General features: G+C 43.8%; 20 protein-coding genes. 12 read left to right on the forward strand and 8 right to left on the reverse strand.

All coding sequences use genetic code 11. The features are described from left to right. The first annotated feature begins 111 nt into the window (after positions 1-111). The 5 genes from L0992_07395 (at position 112) to L0992_07415 (ending at position 5,285) form a co-directional block, all read left to right on the forward strand. Entirely contained in the window at positions 112-1,140 is a 1,029-nt protein-coding gene (locus L0992_07395; protein ID XGB68500.1) for a succinylglutamate desuccinylase, read from the forward strand. Positions 1,141-1,273: 133 nt separating this feature from the next. Continuing rightward, positions 1,274-2,269 carry a vitamin B12 ABC transporter permease BtuC gene (btuC, locus tag L0992_07400; protein XGB68501.1) on the forward strand — a complete coding sequence of 332 codons (996 nt, stop codon included), beginning with the start codon at positions 1,274-1,276 and terminating at the stop codon, positions 2,267-2,269. Beyond that, complete coding sequence (gene btuD, locus L0992_07405; GenBank protein XGB68502.1) at positions 2,256-3,014, forward strand: vitamin B12 ABC transporter ATP-binding protein BtuD; 759 nt, start codon at positions 2,256-2,258, stop codon at positions 3,012-3,014. The genes btuC and btuD overlap by 14 nt, the downstream gene beginning before the upstream one ends. Positions 3,015-3,072: 58 nt before the next feature. Beyond that, positions 3,073-3,432 carry a hypothetical protein gene (locus L0992_07410; GenBank protein XGB68503.1) on the forward strand — a complete coding sequence of 120 codons (360 nt, stop codon included), beginning with the start codon at positions 3,073-3,075 and terminating at the stop codon, positions 3,430-3,432. Positions 3,433-3,830: 398 nt separating this feature from the next. Then, positions 3,831-5,285, forward strand: a complete 1,455-nt coding sequence (locus L0992_07415; GenBank protein XGB68704.1) for a lytic polysaccharide monooxygenase — start codon at positions 3,831-3,833, stop codon at positions 5,283-5,285. Between the two features lie 257 nt (positions 5,286-5,542). On the opposite strand, the gene L0992_07420 is transcribed toward L0992_07415, so the two are convergent. From L0992_07420 to L0992_07430, 3 genes are all read right to left on the reverse strand, one after another. Further along, positions 5,543-5,776, reverse strand: coding sequence for a hypothetical protein (locus tag L0992_07420; protein XGB68504.1), 234 nt, complete (start codon positions 5,774-5,776; stop codon positions 5,543-5,545). A 59-nt stretch (positions 5,777-5,835) separates the two neighbouring features. Then, on the reverse strand, positions 5,836-6,555 hold the full coding sequence (locus L0992_07425) for a hypothetical protein (GenBank protein XGB68505.1): 720 nt from the start codon (positions 6,553-6,555) through the stop codon (positions 5,836-5,838). A gap of 98 nt (positions 6,556-6,653) precedes the next feature. Further along, on the reverse strand, positions 6,654-7,493 hold the full coding sequence (locus L0992_07430) for a LysR family transcriptional regulator (protein XGB68506.1): 840 nt from the start codon (positions 7,491-7,493) through the stop codon (positions 6,654-6,656). 193 nt (positions 7,494-7,686) lie between these two features. Between L0992_07430 and L0992_07435 the strand changes: the two genes are divergently transcribed. The 4 genes from L0992_07435 to L0992_07450 all read left to right on the forward strand — a co-directional run bounded on the left by L0992_07435 (position 7,687) and on the right by L0992_07450 (position 10,989). Further along, positions 7,687-9,312: an MBL fold metallo-hydrolase gene (locus L0992_07435; protein ID XGB68507.1), complete on the forward strand. Its 1,626-nt coding sequence runs from the start codon at positions 7,687-7,689 to the stop codon at positions 9,310-9,312. A gap of 123 nt (positions 9,313-9,435) precedes the next feature. After that, on the forward strand, positions 9,436-9,951 hold the full coding sequence (locus L0992_07440; GenBank protein ID XGB68508.1) for a hypothetical protein: 516 nt from the start codon (positions 9,436-9,438) through the stop codon (positions 9,949-9,951). Positions 9,952-10,129: 178 nt separating this feature from the next. Continuing rightward, positions 10,130-10,639: a hypothetical protein gene (locus L0992_07445; GenBank protein ID XGB68509.1), complete on the forward strand. Its 510-nt coding sequence runs from the start codon at positions 10,130-10,132 to the stop codon at positions 10,637-10,639. Between the two features lie 170 nt (positions 10,640-10,809). After that, a complete protein-coding gene (locus tag L0992_07450; protein ID XGB68510.1) occupies positions 10,810-10,989 on the forward strand; it encodes a hypothetical protein in 180 nt (59 codons plus the stop codon). Positions 10,990-11,048: 59 nt separating this feature from the next. Here L0992_07450 and L0992_07455 read toward each other — a convergent pair whose 3' ends face one another. Together L0992_07455 and L0992_07460 are read right to left on the reverse strand one after the other, a co-directional pair. Further along, a complete protein-coding gene (locus L0992_07455) occupies positions 11,049-11,363 on the reverse strand; it encodes a DUF1992 domain-containing protein (GenBank protein XGB68511.1) in 315 nt (104 codons plus the stop codon). 8 nt (positions 11,364-11,371) lie between these two features. Beyond that, on the reverse strand, positions 11,372-12,022 hold the full coding sequence (locus L0992_07460) for a TetR/AcrR family transcriptional regulator (GenBank protein XGB68512.1): 651 nt from the start codon (positions 12,020-12,022) through the stop codon (positions 11,372-11,374). A 270-nt stretch (positions 12,023-12,292) separates the two neighbouring features. Here L0992_07460 and L0992_07465 point away from each other — a divergent pair, with 270 nt between their 5' ends. After that, on the forward strand, positions 12,293-12,781 hold the full coding sequence (locus L0992_07465; protein ID XGB68513.1) for a GNAT family N-acetyltransferase: 489 nt from the start codon (positions 12,293-12,295) through the stop codon (positions 12,779-12,781). 136 nt (positions 12,782-12,917) lie between these two features. On the opposite strand, the gene L0992_07470 is transcribed toward L0992_07465, so the two are convergent. Next, entirely contained in the window at positions 12,918-13,493 is a 576-nt protein-coding gene (locus L0992_07470; GenBank protein ID XGB68514.1) for a nucleoside triphosphate pyrophosphohydrolase family protein, read from the reverse strand. Between the two features lie 213 nt (positions 13,494-13,706). On the opposite strand from L0992_07470, the gene L0992_07475 reads away from it, so the two are divergent. Continuing rightward, positions 13,707-14,777, forward strand: a complete 1,071-nt coding sequence (locus tag L0992_07475) for a sensor domain-containing diguanylate cyclase (protein ID XGB68515.1) — start codon at positions 13,707-13,709, stop codon at positions 14,775-14,777. A gap of 38 nt (positions 14,778-14,815) precedes the next feature. Here the strand turns inward: L0992_07475 and L0992_07480 are convergent, their stop codons facing one another. Both L0992_07480 and L0992_07485 read right to left on the reverse strand, forming a co-directional pair. Continuing rightward, positions 14,816-15,382, reverse strand: a complete 567-nt coding sequence (locus L0992_07480) for a DUF1415 domain-containing protein (GenBank protein ID XGB68516.1) — start codon at positions 15,380-15,382, stop codon at positions 14,816-14,818. Between the two features lie 85 nt (positions 15,383-15,467). After that, positions 15,468-16,667, reverse strand: a complete 1,200-nt coding sequence (locus L0992_07485; GenBank protein XGB68517.1) for an MFS transporter — start codon at positions 16,665-16,667, stop codon at positions 15,468-15,470. Positions 16,668-16,777: 110 nt separating this feature from the next. On the opposite strand from L0992_07485, the gene L0992_07490 reads away from it, so the two are divergent. Continuing rightward, entirely contained in the window at positions 16,778-17,650 is an 873-nt protein-coding gene (locus tag L0992_07490) for a LysR substrate-binding domain-containing protein (GenBank protein XGB68518.1), read from the forward strand. Positions 17,651-18,193 lie beyond the last annotated feature (543 nt).

Genomic DNA, 18,193 nt, shown 5'->3' on the forward strand with positions numbered 1-18,193 from the left:
TGGGTAGTATTTGTGAGTGATAACGGAGTTTCTGTTGATAAGTGCGATCCTAGCAACACAATTTCTATGTACAATTTATTAACATACGGCCGTGCAATTAAGGAGTAGCGCATGACGAAGACCCTCTTTCGCCAATCATTTCTTTTTGACAGCCTAGATCTTGAGCAAGAAGTGTTTGCAGGACAGACCGTACTGAGTAACGGTGTTCAAATTAAGCTTCATCAACGCGGTGTCTTGGAAGTGATTCCCGCGGATTTTAATTCTGAAACCAAGAACATCATTTTTTCAACCGGTGTTCATGGCGACGAAACTTCACCAATGGAGCTGATTGATAAGCTCATTGAGGATATTGAAACAGGCTTCCAAGTAGTAAACGCGAGATGCTTGTTTATCATCGCTCACCCAGAAGCCACCAACGCGCATACTCGTTTTCTTGATGTGAACATGAATCGTCTGTTTGATGAAAAGCAGTACGAGAGCAATCGAGAAGTGGATATCGCGAAGAACTTGAAGTTCTTGGTGACTGAGTTTTACAAAGAAACGGAACCTGCCACTCGTTGGCATTTAGATCTGCACTGTGCAATCCGTTTATCTAAGCATTACTCGTTCGCAGTGAGCCCTAAGGTTCGCCATGAAGTGCGCAGCAAAGAGCTGTTTGATTTCATTAACAGTGCGCACGTGGAAGCAGTGTTGTTGTCAAACGCACCAACTAGCACGTTCAGTTGGTACAGCGCTGAAAACTTTGAAGCGCAAGCACTGACAATGGAGCTAGGGCAAGTAGCGAGAATTGGTGAGAACCAACTTGATAAGCTAACGGCTTTTGACTTGGCAATGCGTAACTTGATTGCTGAAGTAGAACCAGAGCATTTACCTAAGCGAACTATTACTTATCGTGTGAGCCGAACCATTGTTCGTTTACATGATGATTTCGATTTCATGTTCTCCGATTCTGTCGAGAACTTTACCGCGTTCAAGCACGGTGAAGTATTCGGACATGACGGTGATAAACCGTTAATGGCGAAGAATGAAAACGAAGCGGTAGTGTTCCCTAATCGTAACGTTGCGATTGGTCAACGAGCGGCCTTAATGGTGTGTGAAGTTGAAACGCGATTCGACCATGGTCAGCTTGTGTACGATTAAATTCGTCTCGGGTTTAAACGACGAAAACAACCGCTCAGCTGGTTGAAATATCAAGGTTCACATTACGGTGTGAGCCTTGAGTTTATTTGGGGATACAGGTAAGGTTACGCGAACATTTTCAAAGTAGCTTGATATGGATTTCCAACAACTTCTTCACCAAAAACAGCGCAAATGGACGAGATCTATTTATCTGATGGCAGCACTGCTTGTCGCGCTGAGTGCAATTTACCTAATGGTTGGCGATCTCTTCATTTCCCCTCTGGGCACCTTGTCCACGTTAGAACAAAAACTACTGATTGATTTACGCTTACCTCGATTATTAGCAGCTATTGCTATCGGGGCAGGGCTAGCAGTATCTGGCGCAAGCTTACAAGTGTTATTAGGCAACGTATTGGCAGAGCCAGGTGTGCTTGGCATTTCTGGCGGTGCAAGCTTAGCCATGGTTATTGTGCTGTTCTTCTTGCCGTTTGCTCCGACTCCAGAACTCTTCATGATTGCCGCAGTTTTAGGTTCACTCTGCTTTACTGTGATTCTGGTGAGCATGGTAAAAGCAATACGATTGACCACAGCCAAACTGCTGCTGGTGGGTGTTGCATTAGGCATTCTTTCTGGCGCGATGGTGACATGGGCCTTCTATTTCAGTGACGATCTCAGCCTTCGACTATTGATGTACTGGCTAATGGGCAGTTTGGGTGGCGTGACTTGGTATCAGCACTCACTCACGTTAGTGATGATTCCCGTGATTATTTGGTTGTGCTTGCAAGGCAGTAAGCTAGACAAAATGATGATAGGTGAGACACACGCTGCGCAGCTGGGCGTGAATGTACCTAAGTTACGTTGGCGCTTAATCTTCGCTGTGTCTATTTTGGTTGGTTGTGCCGTGGCATTAGGCGGCGTAATCAGTTTTGTGGGCTTGGTTGTGCCACACTTACTTCGTTTAGCGATTGGTACTGACAACAAATACCTGCTTCCTTTGTCTGCAGTTGCGGGTGCTGCATTGTTGGTGTTTGCTGATATTTGCGCGCGCACTTTATTGGATTCTGCCGAGTTACCTTTGGGTGTGATGACCACAAGTATTGGTGCGCCTATCTTCATTTGGATGTTAATTAAAAATCATGATTCAAATTAAGAGCCTGAGCGTCGGCGCTCGTTTATTACCACTTTCATTTGAGCTCAAGCAAGGGCAGGTGACTCACGTTATCGGTCCCAATGGCAGTGGCAAAAGTACCTTACTTGAGGCCATTTCGGGTATTGGTGATGGTTACAAGGGCGATATAAAGCTTGATGAGCAAGACTTATCAAAGCTGTCGCTGCAAGACTTGTCACTGCATCGTGCCTATTTATGTCAAAGCGCAAGACCTGCTTTCAACTTAGAAGTGTTCCAATACCTTGCGTTGTCTCTGCCAAGTTCTTCACAAGGCCTTGATACTGAAATCAACGCTGCTTTGGAAGAAATTAGCCAGATGCTCGACATCACAGACAAACTTCATCGCTCTATTCAAGCTTTGTCTGGCGGTGAGTGGCAACGCGTTCGCTTGGCGGGCATGTGTTTGCAAATTTGGCCGACACTTAACCCATACGCGAAGTTGTTGATTCTCGATGAGCCAGCGGCGCCATTGGATATTGCTCAAGAAGCCTTACTCTACAAGCTCATTGAACGAGTGGCAGAGAAGGGCATTGCGGTGATAATGGCTAACCATGACTTGAACAGAACTCTAAGACATGCAGACCAAGTACTGCTACTCGATAAAGGCGTTTTACAAGCTTCCGGAGCTGCGGCACAAGTGTTGACTCCAGAGCAACTTGAGTTTGTGTTTAACACACAAGTGAAAAGCATCTCTGTCGACAATCAAACTTACCTGCTGTTTGGTTAAAAGACTAATTGGTTAAGCCGGTTATTGGGTTCAAGGCGAGTTAGTAAAGGAAGTAAATATGTTTAGATACATCCAAAGAAGAAGAATCAAAAAGGTAATCAAACTCCTGTCTGCAAAGATGGTAAAGAGTTATGGGAGCCGTGATTTCTTCTCTATTGGACAAGTCGAAACCAGTTCTAAAGAGCTGAGCAAGCGCCAACAACAAATTGCATTGGCTTTGTTTGCTGATCCACAAGATCTTGATGCTGAACTGGCACCCACAATTCCATTGCTGAGAAATGATGTATCTAACGATTTCTTTGGTGGTGAAGGCTATAACGCACGCGACGTTCTAAACCTTTTAGGTGGCAGCGGTTGGAAGGGCGGCCGCATGGACGACGACATGTCACATCGCATGGGCATGAATAGTCGCTATTAGTTCGCTAATTACTATTTATCTAAGTACATCTTCTACTGTACATATAATGTATCTCCAAAAAGCGGCTTACTCATCAAGCCGCTTTTTTATTCACTTTGGATATTGTTTCCTCAATCAAGATGGAATACTGAGATCCAATAATTCGAAGCAACATCATCTATCGACAACGCATTTCTATGAGTTGTGTGACTCTGATTCCTATCAATATAAAACCCGCTGTTATTGATAAAATTGACGTATATATTTTTCGTTGTTCTTTAAACAAAAACTATAAACCCTCGAATTGTAATATTGATTGGTTGTTGACCAGTTGGTCTTGTACTCAGGGTAAAATAATAGAGAGTGGGAAAGTGACAACAATAAATAATAATATTCTAAAAGTAGCAGTAGGTATGGCTATGCTATCGAGTGTGCCGTCAGTGGCAAACGCTCATGGTTGGTCTGAATTTCCAAGTGCGCGTCAAAACACGTGTTACGAGCAAGGTGGGATTTGGTCGGGTACACCACCAAATGCGGCATGTGCTCAAGCGAAAGATATTTCTGGCTCGTACCCGTTTGTTCAACGTAACGAATACGCAAAAAACATTCAGGATTTCAACAACATCAACGCAGTGAAAGCAGCGATTCCTGATGGCACGCTATGTTATGCCAATGATTCGCAAAAGCGCGGTATGGGTGCGCCTCATACTGGTTGGACGCGTACCGAGCTAAGTACAGGCACGTTTGAATATGTATTCAACGCGACTGCACCACACAACCCTTCATTTTGGGAGTTCTACCTAACGAAACCAAATGCAGACTTGAGCAAAGGCCTAGCGTGGGGTGACTTAGATCTTATCCAAGAAGTGGGCAATGTTCCGGTTAGCGGTGGCAAATATCGTATCAACGTGACGATTCCATCTGACCGTTCTGGCGACGCGATCCTATATGTACGTTGGCAACGTAACGATGCAGCGGGTGAAGGCTTCTACAACTGTTCAGACATCACTATTACAGGTGGTACAACACCTCCGCCTGAGCCGACACCACAACCTGATCTAGTACGTGGCGACTTGTTCGTATCTGACCAATTTGGTACACCAGAGATTGGTGACACCATTAAGTACGACATCATCAACAAGTATGGTGAAATCGCACGTAGCTTCGACATTGTGATCGATGCGAGCAACGTGAACGATTGGGCTCGTCTGCTAGCTTCTGAAATCAACGGTTGGCACGAAGAGTTTAAAGACGGTGCGATCTTCATCGGTGACTGGCATGCCGAAATGGAGCACTACATGTACTTCCAAAATGATCCGTCACGTAACTTCTTTAACTCAAAAGATAGCCGTGCTTCAGGTCAGTTAACGTTGATTGAAGGTGGCGACGGTGGTGTTGAACCATTAAAAGGCGATATCTACGAATTAGTGAAGAGTGACAATGTCGTTAATGCTGGCGACAAAGTTGTGATTGCAACGAGCGAAGCAGCAAACCTAACTCAGACTCAAGGTTCTGCAGTGAGCATCCAAAACAACGGAACGGCTTCAATTGTTGTCGATACGACTGCGATTACAGCGAACGAAACTTTGTCGTTCATTGCTAGCTCTACTGAAAGCGAGAGCGTTGAAACCTTTACGTTTGAAGTAATTGCTGATGACGGTGGCGTAACACCAGACCCAGATCCAACGCCGGATCCTGACCCGACTCCTGACCCAGACCTAGGTACGTGGGATTCGTCTAAGGTTTACCTTGGTGGTGAAATCGTGACTTACTCGAACCAGTCATGGAAAGCACAATGGTGGGTTCAAGGTGGTACAAACCCTGAAGCGACCTACGAAAACGACAAATGGGGCGTTTGGCGTCCAGCTAACTAATCTTAACTAACGTTAGTTAACTAGTTTTAAAGTAATAACCAAGACACCACACTTTTTGGCGAGTGTGGTGTCTTTTTTAGTGTCTGCATTCGTGGCTTTGAATGTCATCGGTCTAGAGAAAAGTGACTCAGAAACGCAGTCTTAATCACTGAGTAAAGCTCTATAAGAAGATGATAGTTATATAGAAAATAAGAACTATATAAGAAGACCAGAAGTGTGAGTTTCTGGTCTTTTACGTTTTGTCATGTGTTGGCGATTTATTCCAGAGTAGGGTTTTCTTTAATCTCATCGTTAAGATACCCCTGACCAAAATCTGGTGTCATGAATTCGAAGAAGGAGGAGTCTAGAAATCTGGTTTCTAGATAACTCGATTCTAGATAATGGACATCTAAGTGATCAGCACTCGCGTAGGTGGGAATCGCGGAAAACAAAACGATACTGATCGCTGCAGCGATATTAATGACTTTGTTACGTTGAGGAGTCATTTTCATAGTAGTGCCCTCGAAAGGTGGGCAAATCCATCTGCCTATGAGAATTGAATCTGAGATGTTTAGAAGTCGTAAGACAAACCAAGTGTGATGATGCTGTCGTTGTCGATCGGGCCCATCGATTGGCCGTTCAAGTAAAGGTCACCTTCGTTGGTGTTGAAATAGGTGTATTTCACGTAGGGTGTCCAGTCGTCGATACTCTTAGAGAGAACGACTTCGTGTTCATTGGTACGGTAGTCACCTTGATGAAAATAGACATTGTCACCGTCATGGGTAAACCCGCCATTGGATCCATCACTGTTTTCGTGAGTGTATTGGTAAGCTAAATCCCAACCGGCGAGTGAGTACCCCGCACCGGCGATGAACTTATTGGTATTAATCGTGGTGTCGCTTACATTCTCGAGTACTTGGCCTGACTGGTTATATCCCAATCCACTGAATACATTGAAATTATCGTTCACTTGATAATCGATAATACCTTCGATTAATAACTCTTCACCGTTGTCCCATTTACCGAGTTCACCGTATAGGTTGAACGTGAAGGACTCGCTGATGTGAAAGTCGTGGCCATAACCCGCAGCCAACCAACCCTGGTCATCAAAACCTATATAAACTTGTCCATTTTCTGAGGTGTCGATTAATGCGCCAGCTTCGGTGGTATAGACACCGTTATCAGCAGCATTAGAGGCAACGTTTTGTTCGATGTAAACTTGAGTCGAAGTCGCAAACGCTGCACTGCTGAGTAGTGTAAGTGGTAGAGCAATGAGGTTAAGTTTGTTCATGGATTCTCCAGTGTTGTTCTATTGAATTAACTTGCTGGAGAGTATGTGATGAAACCAAATTTATATTAATAGGGTTAACTTTAGTTAAAACCTCAGTTTCATTTATGTTTTATTAATGCCGATTTGATTGCTTCGCGGGTTTTGATGTGTTGTTCGTCGTTAGCGTAGCGACGGTGATAGAGCATTCGAAACGTTATCGGTCTTAATTTGATGGGGATAGGGTGAACGCGTAAGCCAAGCGCTGGTGCAAGCATTTCTGCAAAAGAGCGAGTAGAAGCGGCGATATAATCCGTCGTGCTTGCCAAAATCAGCATGCTTGAAATTGAGCTAGTTTCAATCCTGACTTTTCGCGGCTCGATATCGCTCTCGGATAAAAATTCGACCGTGTTCATGTTGGCGCGTTTGATCTTGAGCGCAATATGCTCCTCTTGGAAATACTCTTCTTTACTCAGTGTCTCACCAATTCGAGGGTGGTTGATTCGAGTCAGACACACGGGTTCCTCATCGACGATGGTTTCTTCAATCAATGAGTGTTTCTTACTCGAAAGTACATCAATGACGATATCCACTTTTTGTGCAGTAAGCGCATCAAACAGTTCTTCCTCTTCGAGTGGCGCTTCCGTAAAGCTTACGCCTTCAACCTGGCTAACGAAATGAAGCAAGCTCTCTGTGCAATAGACTTTAAGGTCATTCTTTTGCTGCTCAACCGTTCCAATGATGTTCAATGGATCTTCTATCTTATTAGCGAGTGATACTGCTGCACCAGTAGGCGCGATACCTCGTCCTTCTCTCACAAATAAAGTTTTCCCCACAACACCTTCGAGTCTCTTTATAGCTGCGCTTACCGCGGGTTGAGAAATATCGAGCTGCTCTGATGCCACGGTGATAGAGCTGTGTTTGTAAACGGCCAAAAATGTCGTCAGTAGATTAAGGTCCAAATTCAGTTCCCTCTATTCTTATTGTCACTCATCCAAATCATTGTGGAGCCTTTACTGACTCATAAATGAAATGGAGGTTTTAAGTAAAGTTTACACTATATATCAAGGTTCTGTTTATTAATAAACTTGTTTGCATCGGAGTGAGGAAGGAACTTCATTCATTTAATAAATACTCAGACCGATAGGTGAAACTATGAGAACTTTCGCAAAATTATCAATCATTTCTACGGCAATGATCATCACGTCAACCGCTTTTGCTGCTGATCCAATGATGCAATACAACACCAAGCAGACTAACTCTGATATTCAAAAACTCGAGAAATTTGAATATCACGAGGGTGAAACTCTTGAAGAGTATCTGAGCACCCAACCTAAGGGGAACTTGTACTCTTCAGAAGAAGAAGTGCTTTCTGTATTAATGGGCGGTGTAAATAATGGTGATTATCGCAAAGAAACCAATTCAGGTTGGAAAGAAGGCCTGATGTTTGAGGGTATTGCACCCTATGGGGATCACATGGTGTCGGGCGCAAACTGGTTCCCACGCACAGAAGAAGTTCAACCGGATGAAATGCGTGTTACGTTCATGGGGACATCACCAATGATTCGCCCGGGCCAAGCAAACACCTCGATATACGTAGAATTGGGTAACGGCTCTAACTTTGTCTTTGATTTAGGTGAAGGCTCTATTGCGAACTACGTAGCGGCGGGGGTAGCGATGAATGAACTCGACCATATCTTCATTACTCACTTACATGTAGACCATTACGGCTCGCTACCTTACCTGTATCAATTTGGTGGTTGGAATGGTCGCTGGGAAAAGCCCCTTAACGTTTATGGTCCGAGTGGTGCAACTCCGGAATATGGCACTCGTCATATGATTGAAGGCATGCAGCAAATGTTGAACTGGCATACCGACGCATTTGATGTGTTCCCATCAGGCAACGACATAGTGGTACACGAGTTTGATTTCCGCGACGATGGAGGCGTTATCTATGACCAAGACAATGTGGAAGTGATTCACTGGCGACGTAGCCACGCAAAAGATGGTGCGTCTGGTTACCGCTTGAATTGGACTCAAGATGATGGCCGAGTGCTTTCGTTCGTTTGGACAGGAGACGGTCGTCCAACCGAGTTGGATTTAAAATACGCAAAAGGCGCAGACTTGTTCATTACTGAACTGCAAACCGAAACGTTTGGTGTGTCTTCGATTATTCAAGGTGTGCCGCCATTCTTAGCACGTTACACCGTTGATACTCACCATACGCCAGCGTACGCGGCGGGTTATGTGGCGAATGAAGTACAACCGCGCTTGTTCATGACTACGCACATGACATTCGACCCATATCTTAATGAGGAAACCGTTGCTGAGGTTCGTCACCATTGGCAAGGGCCTTACCATTTCGGTGCACCAGATGGCATTGTCGTTAATATGACTAAAGATAATGCGTGGGTTCGTGAAGGTATTTTACCTGATTTCCCGAATGCTAGAGCGCCACAATTTGATTTGGCAGATGGGTCTGACTTTAGAATCCCGTTGCCGAAAAACAGCCGTGAAGACATACAAGAACAAGAGATTCGTGATTTAGAGCTGGATCCAAAACTGTACTACCCAGAAGGCTACCACCCAGAGCTATTAACTGAGTGGCCAGTCGACCGTGACATCGTGATCCCAGCTGAACAAGTACCAGAAGCAATGAAGCAAGGTATGAACACCAAGCAAGAATACATGGATAGAGTGCGTGCTCACCACAACCTGGAGCGCAAGTCCGTAAGTCGTCCAACTGAGCCTGGTGAAGGAGCAGGAACCGATAACCCATAGGGTATTTGTAGTGAGGGCTGATGTGCCCTCACATCCTAAAAACTTAGGAAGCAGCTCATTCTCTTACACAATCATAAAAATCATTGCTAGCAACATCTTTGCTTAGAATATCTGGAGTTCATTATGAAAAAATCAATTTTAGCGGCCGTTATCCTTTCTTTAGTGGCAGGGTCTGTTTTCGCTAACGGACAGTCAAATGCTCACAACTATCAACCTGGTGCGACGAATAACTCAGAACGATTAGCGGACATTGATCCTAACTACGAACTGACCTTACCTTCAGAAAAAGAAGGCTACACCATGTACGACAACCAATACATGTCAGATGGCGGCACCTACACAACGTACGTCAAACCGAACCCTTCCGATGCAATGCATGTTGCCGATGAAGGCTCACTAAAAATAACGCACGGTGAAGGTGGAGGCATTATGACGGAATACACAATAAAGGATGGCCAACACGCTTTTTCTGTTATGTGTGGATACACCTCGGGTCCTTCATTCTGGGCTGACGGAAAACCAGCGAAGGTATGCGAAGAGGCACAAGCATTAGCGCTTGCATTGGAAGCCAAGGGGGAGTGGGAGATGAAGCAGATGGCTTACACCATCGCGCCAGCAAGAATCGTGGTTGATAAGTGATTCTTGTCTTCAGAACGCCCGTTATATCGAGCCTCGTTATCTAATCATATTGATTATTTGTAGTGAGATGAAGAGGGGCTCAGGCTGAAATATTCCTGATGTTCCCATCCGCTCATCTCACTAGAAGTTAAGCCAAACAACTAATCAAATTGTTCGCTCAAATTTAGAAGGTCTATCCATGAATAACACTATTAAATTATTGGCTATCGCATGTGTTTTACTTACTCCAATGCTTGTAGCCGCGGCTGAACATAATCACAGTCACAATCATTTCAACCCTGCACTAGAACAACTTGGTGATGACATTATTGGTCTAACCGTATGTTACAAAAATGGTTATCTCTCTGATGAAAACCAAGAACCTGCTTTCATGAACCTTATCAACCACGCTAATGTGGAAGGAGAGGAGTTAGGGATGTTCTACATGGACAAGTTGGGCCCTAAAGCCGAGCAAATCATGAGTGATGATGAGGCTCGACGTTTATGGACTGAAGATTATTGTGCTGATTTAACTGACACCTATTTGGACTCAGATAAGTTGGCTCAAAGAGCAAATGAACATCAAGGTCATTCCCACGGACACGATCATGGGCATCACCATAATCATGACCACCATGGACATGGCGACTTGACACCAGAGGTGCTTGAGCAAGATATCGAACGAGGGCGTTTACTCAGTATCAACTAAGCAAAGTAAAATAAGCGTACTTACTTTGTTAGCTCTTGGCACAAAATGGTAAGACTCGATTCGAGTGAATGACTAGAATTATCTCAAACGAAACAAGTGAGCTAGGAATTAATCTGATCACTTTATCTAATTCGAATGGATGCTTTGAAAGCTCGAAAGAGGATTAACTAATGTACGAACTAACACTGCTTCTAAGCCTAATGATGGGTGGCGCTGACAGCACGGCTGAAATGGAAATTAATACCCAATTTACGACTCTTGAGCAATGTAATGAAGAAGGCGCGGCACTAGCCGAGAAGCTAAATGCTACCGATCTTAAAGTGCTCCAAGTTCAATGTGAGCGTGACTAATCGCTATAACAGAAGACCAGAGCGTAATGCTCTGGTCTTTGTGTATTTATAGATATAACTCACATGCTTTCTAGCATTAGGTCTCTTTTCAGCTCAAGCGCCATTATCTCTTTTCTAAGCGACTCTTTCTTTTCGGGATCGGTCGTATTTGAATGTGCTTCTTTCACTTCATCGATCTGTTTCATTAACCTAACCGCGGGTGGTAGGCAGTTCGCATCCTTTAATATTTTCATCGACATTCTATGTTCAGCAGGAGTTTGGAAGTACTCATCGAGATCGAGTTTCTTCCCGTTGTAAGCGTTGTTTTTTAGCTCACCTGTTTTTTCTGCATTTCGAATCCATCCGGCAATCGCATTGTCTACAAATAATGACATAGTTACCTCTACTTGCTTTGGTTTTGTGAAGGCTTTGCGACAAACCATTTCAAACCTTCAATTGTTATTTTGATTCCATCTTCAAAGTACTGTCCATAATCCACGGGCTTTGTTTGTTCGAATAGCCACGCCAAGTTAGGCAGTTGTTCGCTGTTAATATTGGGTAGTCTCGGCGGCTCATCGCTGTGTTCGAGAAACTCTGCGCGTTCTTGATGTTGAACGATGTCTGTGACTTTTGTGAAGACAGAGGCAAAGGCCATAAATCCAACTTCGGCATCAACCTGCGCTTCGCGGAAAATGCCGAGTACATCATTGGCGATTATGCTGCTTGCGGGCGTGAATTGTTGATTGGCTCGAACAAACTCAACAGAGCCAGGAATCGATAATAATGCTTCCCTAAAGTTAACCGCGAAACTCGATAAATACTGAGCCCACTCTTTATCGCTAGGAGAGGCAACTCGCTCCATTACATGGTCGCAGCACAAAGAGATTAGTGCTTCCTTTGAACTGACATGTCGATAGAGCGCGGTTGCGCTAACACCCAATTGCTTGCCTATTGAATGCATCGATAGGTTCGTTAAACCAAGGTTCAATGCACACTTAACAATGTCGGCTTTTGAAACCTGAGATGGGCGACCTTTTCTTTTAGTAATTGGCATAGGGCAATGAGACTCGATAATTAAGTTAACACCGTTAAGTTTATAGTGTTAACTTAATATGAAGGAGTCGTCTAGTCAAGGAATGAAAGGATCTTGTTGGTTGAACGGGATCTTAATCATTTCATCAATAGTGTGGCTTTCGCTCGAAAGGGTTAAAAGTCGAACATTTTCTGTCTAACCTATTGTTAAATATTTACTATTTGTTAGTGTGTTTAGGTGCACATTGAGGATGTGCATCACAATTAGTGAAGAATAATAGTAGGAGTTGCGATGAGTATTATAGTGAGACGGTCTGAACCGTCAGATGCAAAGGGAATCAAAGAAGTTTACGAATGCACTAATGCTTATACCGGTACGCTGCAACTCCCAAATCCATCACTGGAAAGCTGGCAGAAACGAATCTCCAATATCCCTGATAACGTGTACTCCTATGTCGCGTTAATTGATGGAGAGATTGTTGGCAATTTGGGAATGGAAGTGTGTGTAAACCCAAGAAGGCGTCATGTAGCTTCATTCGGTATGGGTGTTAAAGACGATGTATTAGGCAAAGGTGTCGGCAGTCAGCTACTCGCGACCGCAATCGACTTGTGTGATAACTGGATTAACATCAAACGACTTGAGCTTACGGTATATACCGATAACGAAAGAGCGATCAGTCTGTATAAAAAGTTTGGTTTTGTGATTGAAGGGGAGTCAGCAGGGTTTGCCTTTAGAAATGGCGAATATGTGGCGGCTTATCATATGGCTCGACTGGTATAGCGCTCGGTTTCTAACACACGGCTATAGCTAACACAGCTAGAGTTCTTTAATAGATAATAAAACGCCACGTTACAAGAACGTGGCGTTTTCGGTTTCAGTCAACTGATGCTTTGAAGCGCTTCAGCTGTAACCTTACTTAAGCCGTTAGAGGCTCAAGGTTTGCAGGACGGTAATGTACAGATTTTAGTACCTTACCTTGGCGAACGGTTTTGCCTTCAGATACGAAATCTTCCGCACACTTAGCAATGATGTATTCGCCCTTTTGAACAGCCATCAGTTTGATGTTTTGCTCAGCGTAGAAAGCTTCAGTTTCAGCATATTCTGTTTCGTTACGACATACTTTGCTCATGTTGCTTGAGTGTACTTCGTCCCAGCAAGGCAGAAAGTCGATTGAACGGTTTTTAGAAACATTCAACAGTAGGTCGATCAGGTAGCTGATTGCTAGGTTGTCTTCTACCTTAGTTTGGCCAAGGTGAACCAAACGTCCCATCAAAACATAAACGCTGTCTACAATAGCGTCCGCTTGCTCGATTTTAGAGTCAGCTTCTGCAAGTTCTGTCAGTTCTTCGATCGCTAGAGAGGTATGTAGCGTATCGCCTTTTTCGTCCATTGTTTCAGGAGCAGCAACAGGCAGATCAAAAGTACTGCGGAACTCTTCAATGTCGCGGTAAAGGTGATCGTAGATTTCTTGGTTTAGTTGAGAAAGGTTCATTTTCCTATCCATTCTGTTTCGTTAATGGATTATTTTATCAAAGCTGGGAATAGGGTGCTAACGCAAAGTGGAGGAAGTCGACTTTTATTCATTGGATCAATGAGGTATTTTGCACACAAACTAATTGATTATTATGTTTATTTACACTTTACTCTTTTAAATATACCAAATATTGATGTTGTCACTAACTTCGGCAGCAGTGGGATCCCAAGTATGCACCAAGCTAGTGAAAGTGAAATTGTTATACGCCGCTTGTACCAAATCACCAATGATTATCGAAAGGGTTTCGATATTCAGATCGCTCAGCTGCTTATCATGGGGCTTGAACGCTTCGATTTAGATATTGGTATTCTGTCGAAAGTAGATGGCAACACTTACCTAGTAGAACATTGCGTGACTCCAGAAGGTGTCGACTTAAAATGCGGTGACATGTTCGACTACCGTTCGACCTATTGCGAAATCACTTGCAAATCGAGTGGCCCTATCTGCATTGAACACTGCGGTAAACACAAAATCTACGCGAGACATCCTGCTTACCAATCCTTTGGCTTAGAATCTTACATTGGTATTCCCATTTTCGTCGACGACGAACTCTATGGCACTCTAAATTTCTCGAGTGGTAACCCGTATTATCGCGAGTTCAAAGAGTTTGATATTGATGTAATGAAGTTGATGGCGTCATGGATTGAGGTGGAATTAGTTCGTAGGCAACAAGAGCACAAGTTGCAAGAGCTGAACGAGAAGCTAGAATACCAAGCTTTATATGACCCGCTCACACATCTACCGAATAGACGTTGTTTGTTCAAAACGCTCAATGCAGAAGTCGAGCAGCTCAAAGGAGCTTTAGGAAAGGGCACTTTGGCTGTTGTCGATATCGATTTCTTTAAACAGGTTAATGATACTTACGGTCACCAAATGGGTGACGTTGTGTTGAAGAAAGTGGCCAATGTTCTGAATAACAACACTCAAGAAGGCGAGTTTGTTGCACGTTTTGGCGGTGAGGAATTCATTCTTTGGTACCCAAATAGTAACCCAAGTGGTGTTGAAGATAAGTTCAGATCGCTATTGGAAGATATGAAGAAAATTACACTCGATAGAAAACCTGTCACGGTATCAATTGGGGCGTGTCATTTTGAATTGAGTACGGGTGATAGCAAAGGGGAAAGGATGTCGGCACTCGATTCTCTGATTAAAGTGGCTGACGAGTGTTTATATATCGCCAAACAAAATGGACGAGATCAGTTTGTATCTCGTCCATATCATCAAGAACGTGCAAGTTCGTAAATACGGAAAACGTGTTGCATTTTCCGACTCGGAATCGCTTAACTAAATAGGTAAGGGAACAGCTTACGACGCTGTTCAGGCGTTAAAGACTCAACTCTCGCGATGTTGGTATCTGGGATCGCTTCAGGGTTAGGGTAGTGCTTCAGTACCTTTTCCATGCTTGCTTCACGAATCAAATGGTAAACAGGGTATGGAGAGCGGTTCGTGAGGTTTTCATCGTCTTCTGGATCCGCACCACCAAAGCAATAGTCAGGGTGGAACGTCGCCACTTGGTAAACGCCTTCCCAATCTTGCTGTTTGATCAACGCTTCAACCCAATCAATGAACATGTTGTAGTCGAAGAAATCTTGCAGCATGTTTGGTACAACTACCAAAGTCGTCTCTAATTCAGCTACTGGCGTGTTATCTAACTCTACGAAATGCGTCATGATGTCTTCCAGTAACGCTTCTTCCGTATTCGCTTCACTCACAAAGATCTTAATCTGTTTATTACGCTGTGGCTTGGCTGCGAATGGACACAGGTTTAGGCCAATAACAACATCGTCTAACCATTGTTTTACTTGGTCGTGGATGGTTTGAAGATCTGTGTTTTGAGTGTTCGACATAACAGGTTCCGAAATGAAATTTTGCGTAGGATATCAGAACGAACGTCAATCAAAAGCAAAAATTGAGTTACAAACTCAGTCGCAGCTATGCTTGTGCGAGTTTGGATGCAGATACCTGTAGTTGTTTCAACTGATAGACCCATGCAAATATGGCGACATAGAAAATCGAACCGCCCGCTATCACGCCGTTCCAGCCAAACAGCTGCCAGCAGTACAAGAGCAAGAATCCACCTAAACTACCGCCAATGTAATAGTGAACTAAGTAGAGCGCGGTCGCTGTAGCCTTAGCGCTCGGGGCTTTTTGACTTACCCAAGAGTAAGCAAGGGTGTGTGCGAAGAAGGCTCCACCGCTAATCAGTAATAAGCCTGCGAGCATGAACGGAACCTTATCAACAGCAGAAACCAACATTCCGATTAAGCTGATACACACGCCCATTAAGATTCCGTTTAAAGGATCAAAGCGAAGTGTCCATTTGTTGGATAGCTTAGAGCTGACAGTACCAGCCAAGTAGCAAAGGAATATCAGTGAGGCCAAACCAACGGGTACGGAATGCGGTTCGGATACCAGTCTAAAGCCCATTACAGAGTACAGGTTAACAAACAGGGCGAAGTTAGCGCCGCCAATCAACATAGCAAGCCACAAAGTACGGTTTTTTAAGTGCATGACTACCGAACGATTGTGGTGAAAGAACAGCCCTTTTTGAGGCTTGAAGTTCTGTTGATCAGGTAAACGATAGGCGATGAAGAGAGCACCAAGTAAAGAACCGACAACAAAAAACAGCACGGTTGCATGCCAATCGAAATAGTCTGTGATTAAGCCACCTAATACACGCCCAAAGATACCGCCTAATGAGTTTGCCGCGATATAACCGCCAATCGCGACGGCAAAGGCTTTGGGTGTTAACTCTTCGACCATATAAGCAACCGCTACTCCAGCAAACGCCGCCACAGCGATGCCCATAAATGCGCGGGCAATAACGAGTTGCAACAAGGTAGTCGTGAACACCATGCTTAACCCTATCAATGGGATAGCGAACAGGCTGAACAGAATGATAGGTTTACGACCAAAAGTTTCAGAGGCAATTGCCCAAGGTACCAAGCTAATCGAAAGGCCGAGTGTTGTAGCAGCAAACAACCAGTTGATTTGGGTTTCTGATACTTGGAAGTGTTCTGCCATGTGCGGCAAGATAGGTTGAAAAAGGTAGAGGTTACAGAAAATGATAAACGAACCAATGGCCAATGATTGGGTGATTCGTTTGTATTGAGAACTGCCTTTATCAAACATTTACGTAGCGCCTGTACGAGTAATTAAGCTATTTGTGAACAAGTTATCAGTACAATGGTGATTAAAGAAATATATTAAAAATATCACCTCTATATATTTAATATATCATCATGCTTGAATCAAAACCCCTTCGACATTTTCTAGCCGTAGCCCAATTTGGCAACTTTACGCAGGCGGCTAAAGCGCTGCATATTGCACAGCCTGCATTGAGTATCTCCATCAAGAAATTGGAGCAAACGTTGGAGTTAATTCTGTTTCGTCGCGGAGATAAATCCGTCACCTTAACTGAAGAAGGAAAGGTGTTGTTTGAGCATGCCAAGCGAATAGCCCAACAGTTTGATGATGCACAACTTGCGATGAACGAATTAAAAGGGTTGGAGAAAGGAGAAGTGCGGCTAGGGGCGCCAAGCATGATGGGGAGTTACTTTTTCCCGCAAGTGGTGATGGCCTTTAAAAGCCAATACCCGAATTTAAAGTTAACACTGATTGATGCGGGTACAGCTTCGATACGCGAGATGCTATTAAACGGTGAACTCGATATTGGGGTGATCAATCATGAAAATGTGCCTGACGATCTCGAAACCGACCATCTACTAAGCTCTGAGATGTTAGCCGTTGTAGGCAAAGAGCACCCATTAGCATCGAAACCATCCATTACCTTTGAAGAGTTTTTCGCTCAAGAGCTGATCATGTTCAAGTCGGGTTACTTTCACCGAGACTTTATTGATGCGACCTGTAAGAAATACAATCTAGATATGACCATCGCATTCGAGACTAACTTGCTACCGATGATTTTATCTATCGTGAAACGGGAATTCGCGATTACAGCACTGCTAAGCCTAGTCACAGAGTACGAAGAAGACGTGGTCGGAGTGCCATTCAAAGACCCTGTGAAACTTAATCTCTCTCTAGCTTGGAGAAAGGAAGGTTATCTGTCGAAAGCAGACAGAACCTTTATCGACTTCGTCAAACAATATGTGTAACTAGTCACATATTAACCCGCCAAATATTTGGGATTAGTGTCACATTTTTTCATTGCGATTTGAGACGTGGCTCACTGTTAGTTGCGCCGATATTAACGGTTTCTAATTTATTTGGTATGCATGCCTGTTAAATGATACTAGTACTTTTTGAGTAGGTAGTGAGGGACTATGAAGTGCGCATGCAAGGAACAAATGTTAATACGAGTTCGTCGAACGTTTTTCGATAGAGTGTTGGGAATTAAAGGCCGATATAAGTGCAGTAAGTGCAACACCGTGTTTAAAATTAAAGGCTAGTTGTCCATAATTTGAAACGTTAACTTGCTTGGGAAGTAAGTAAGGCGATTATATTATTCTGTGAAAAACGTGTGCTCTACAATATGGTTAACGAGCAGGGGGCAAGAGATACTCACTGTCTTGAAGTTAATCAATTTGGTAACTCTAGCTCCATGAAGTGTAAGTGCAAAGAACGAAGGCTCATTAGAGTCCGCAGAACCACAGTCGACAAAGTCCTTGGTATAAAACAGAAATACAGGTGCGCTACAT

Origin of the sequence: Vibrio pomeroyi, from assembly GCA_041879425.1 — a bacterium.
In the GTDB taxonomy this organism is placed as follows: domain Bacteria; phylum Pseudomonadota; class Gammaproteobacteria; order Enterobacterales; family Vibrionaceae; genus Vibrio; species Vibrio pomeroyi_A.

What these genes read in the sequence shown, in the direction of transcription:
- L0992_07395 (XGB68500.1), top strand. Translation starts at nt 112, where the DNA reads ATGACGAAGACCCTCTTTCGCCAATCATTTCTTTTTGACAGCCTAGAT.
- btuC (XGB68501.1), top strand. Translation starts at nt 1,274, where the DNA reads ATGGATTTCCAACAACTTCTTCACCAAAAACAGCGCAAATGGACGAGA.
- btuD (XGB68502.1), top strand. Translation starts at nt 2,256, where the DNA reads ATGATTCAAATTAAGAGCCTGAGCGTCGGCGCTCGTTTATTACCACTT.
- L0992_07410 (XGB68503.1), top strand. Translation starts at nt 3,073, where the DNA reads ATGTTTAGATACATCCAAAGAAGAAGAATCAAAAAGGTAATCAAACTC.
- L0992_07415 (XGB68704.1), top strand. Translation starts at nt 3,831, where the DNA reads ATGCTATCGAGTGTGCCGTCAGTGGCAAACGCTCATGGTTGGTCTGAA.
- L0992_07420 (XGB68504.1), bottom strand. Translation starts at nt 5,776, where the DNA reads ATGAAAATGACTCCTCAACGTAACAAAGTCATTAATATCGCTGCAGCG.
- L0992_07425 (XGB68505.1), bottom strand. Translation starts at nt 6,555, where the DNA reads ATGAACAAACTTAACCTCATTGCTCTACCACTTACACTACTCAGCAGT.
- L0992_07435 (XGB68507.1), top strand. Translation starts at nt 7,687, where the DNA reads ATGAGAACTTTCGCAAAATTATCAATCATTTCTACGGCAATGATCATC.
- L0992_07440 (XGB68508.1), top strand. Translation starts at nt 9,436, where the DNA reads ATGAAAAAATCAATTTTAGCGGCCGTTATCCTTTCTTTAGTGGCAGGG.
- L0992_07445 (XGB68509.1), top strand. Translation starts at nt 10,130, where the DNA reads ATGAATAACACTATTAAATTATTGGCTATCGCATGTGTTTTACTTACT.
- L0992_07450 (XGB68510.1), top strand. Translation starts at nt 10,810, where the DNA reads ATGTACGAACTAACACTGCTTCTAAGCCTAATGATGGGTGGCGCTGAC.
- L0992_07455 (XGB68511.1), bottom strand. Translation starts at nt 11,363, where the DNA reads ATGTCATTATTTGTAGACAATGCGATTGCCGGATGGATTCGAAATGCA.
- L0992_07460 (XGB68512.1), bottom strand. Translation starts at nt 12,022, where the DNA reads ATGCCAATTACTAAAAGAAAAGGTCGCCCATCTCAGGTTTCAAAAGCC.
- L0992_07465 (XGB68513.1), top strand. Translation starts at nt 12,293, where the DNA reads ATGAGTATTATAGTGAGACGGTCTGAACCGTCAGATGCAAAGGGAATC.
- L0992_07470 (XGB68514.1), bottom strand. Translation starts at nt 13,493, where the DNA reads ATGAACCTTTCTCAACTAAACCAAGAAATCTACGATCACCTTTACCGC.
- L0992_07475 (XGB68515.1), top strand. Translation starts at nt 13,707, where the DNA reads ATGCACCAAGCTAGTGAAAGTGAAATTGTTATACGCCGCTTGTACCAA.
- L0992_07480 (XGB68516.1), bottom strand. Translation starts at nt 15,382, where the DNA reads ATGTCGAACACTCAAAACACAGATCTTCAAACCATCCACGACCAAGTA.
- L0992_07485 (XGB68517.1), bottom strand. Translation starts at nt 16,667, where the DNA reads ATGTTTGATAAAGGCAGTTCTCAATACAAACGAATCACCCAATCATTG.
- L0992_07490 (XGB68518.1), top strand. Translation starts at nt 16,778, where the DNA reads ATGCTTGAATCAAAACCCCTTCGACATTTTCTAGCCGTAGCCCAATTT.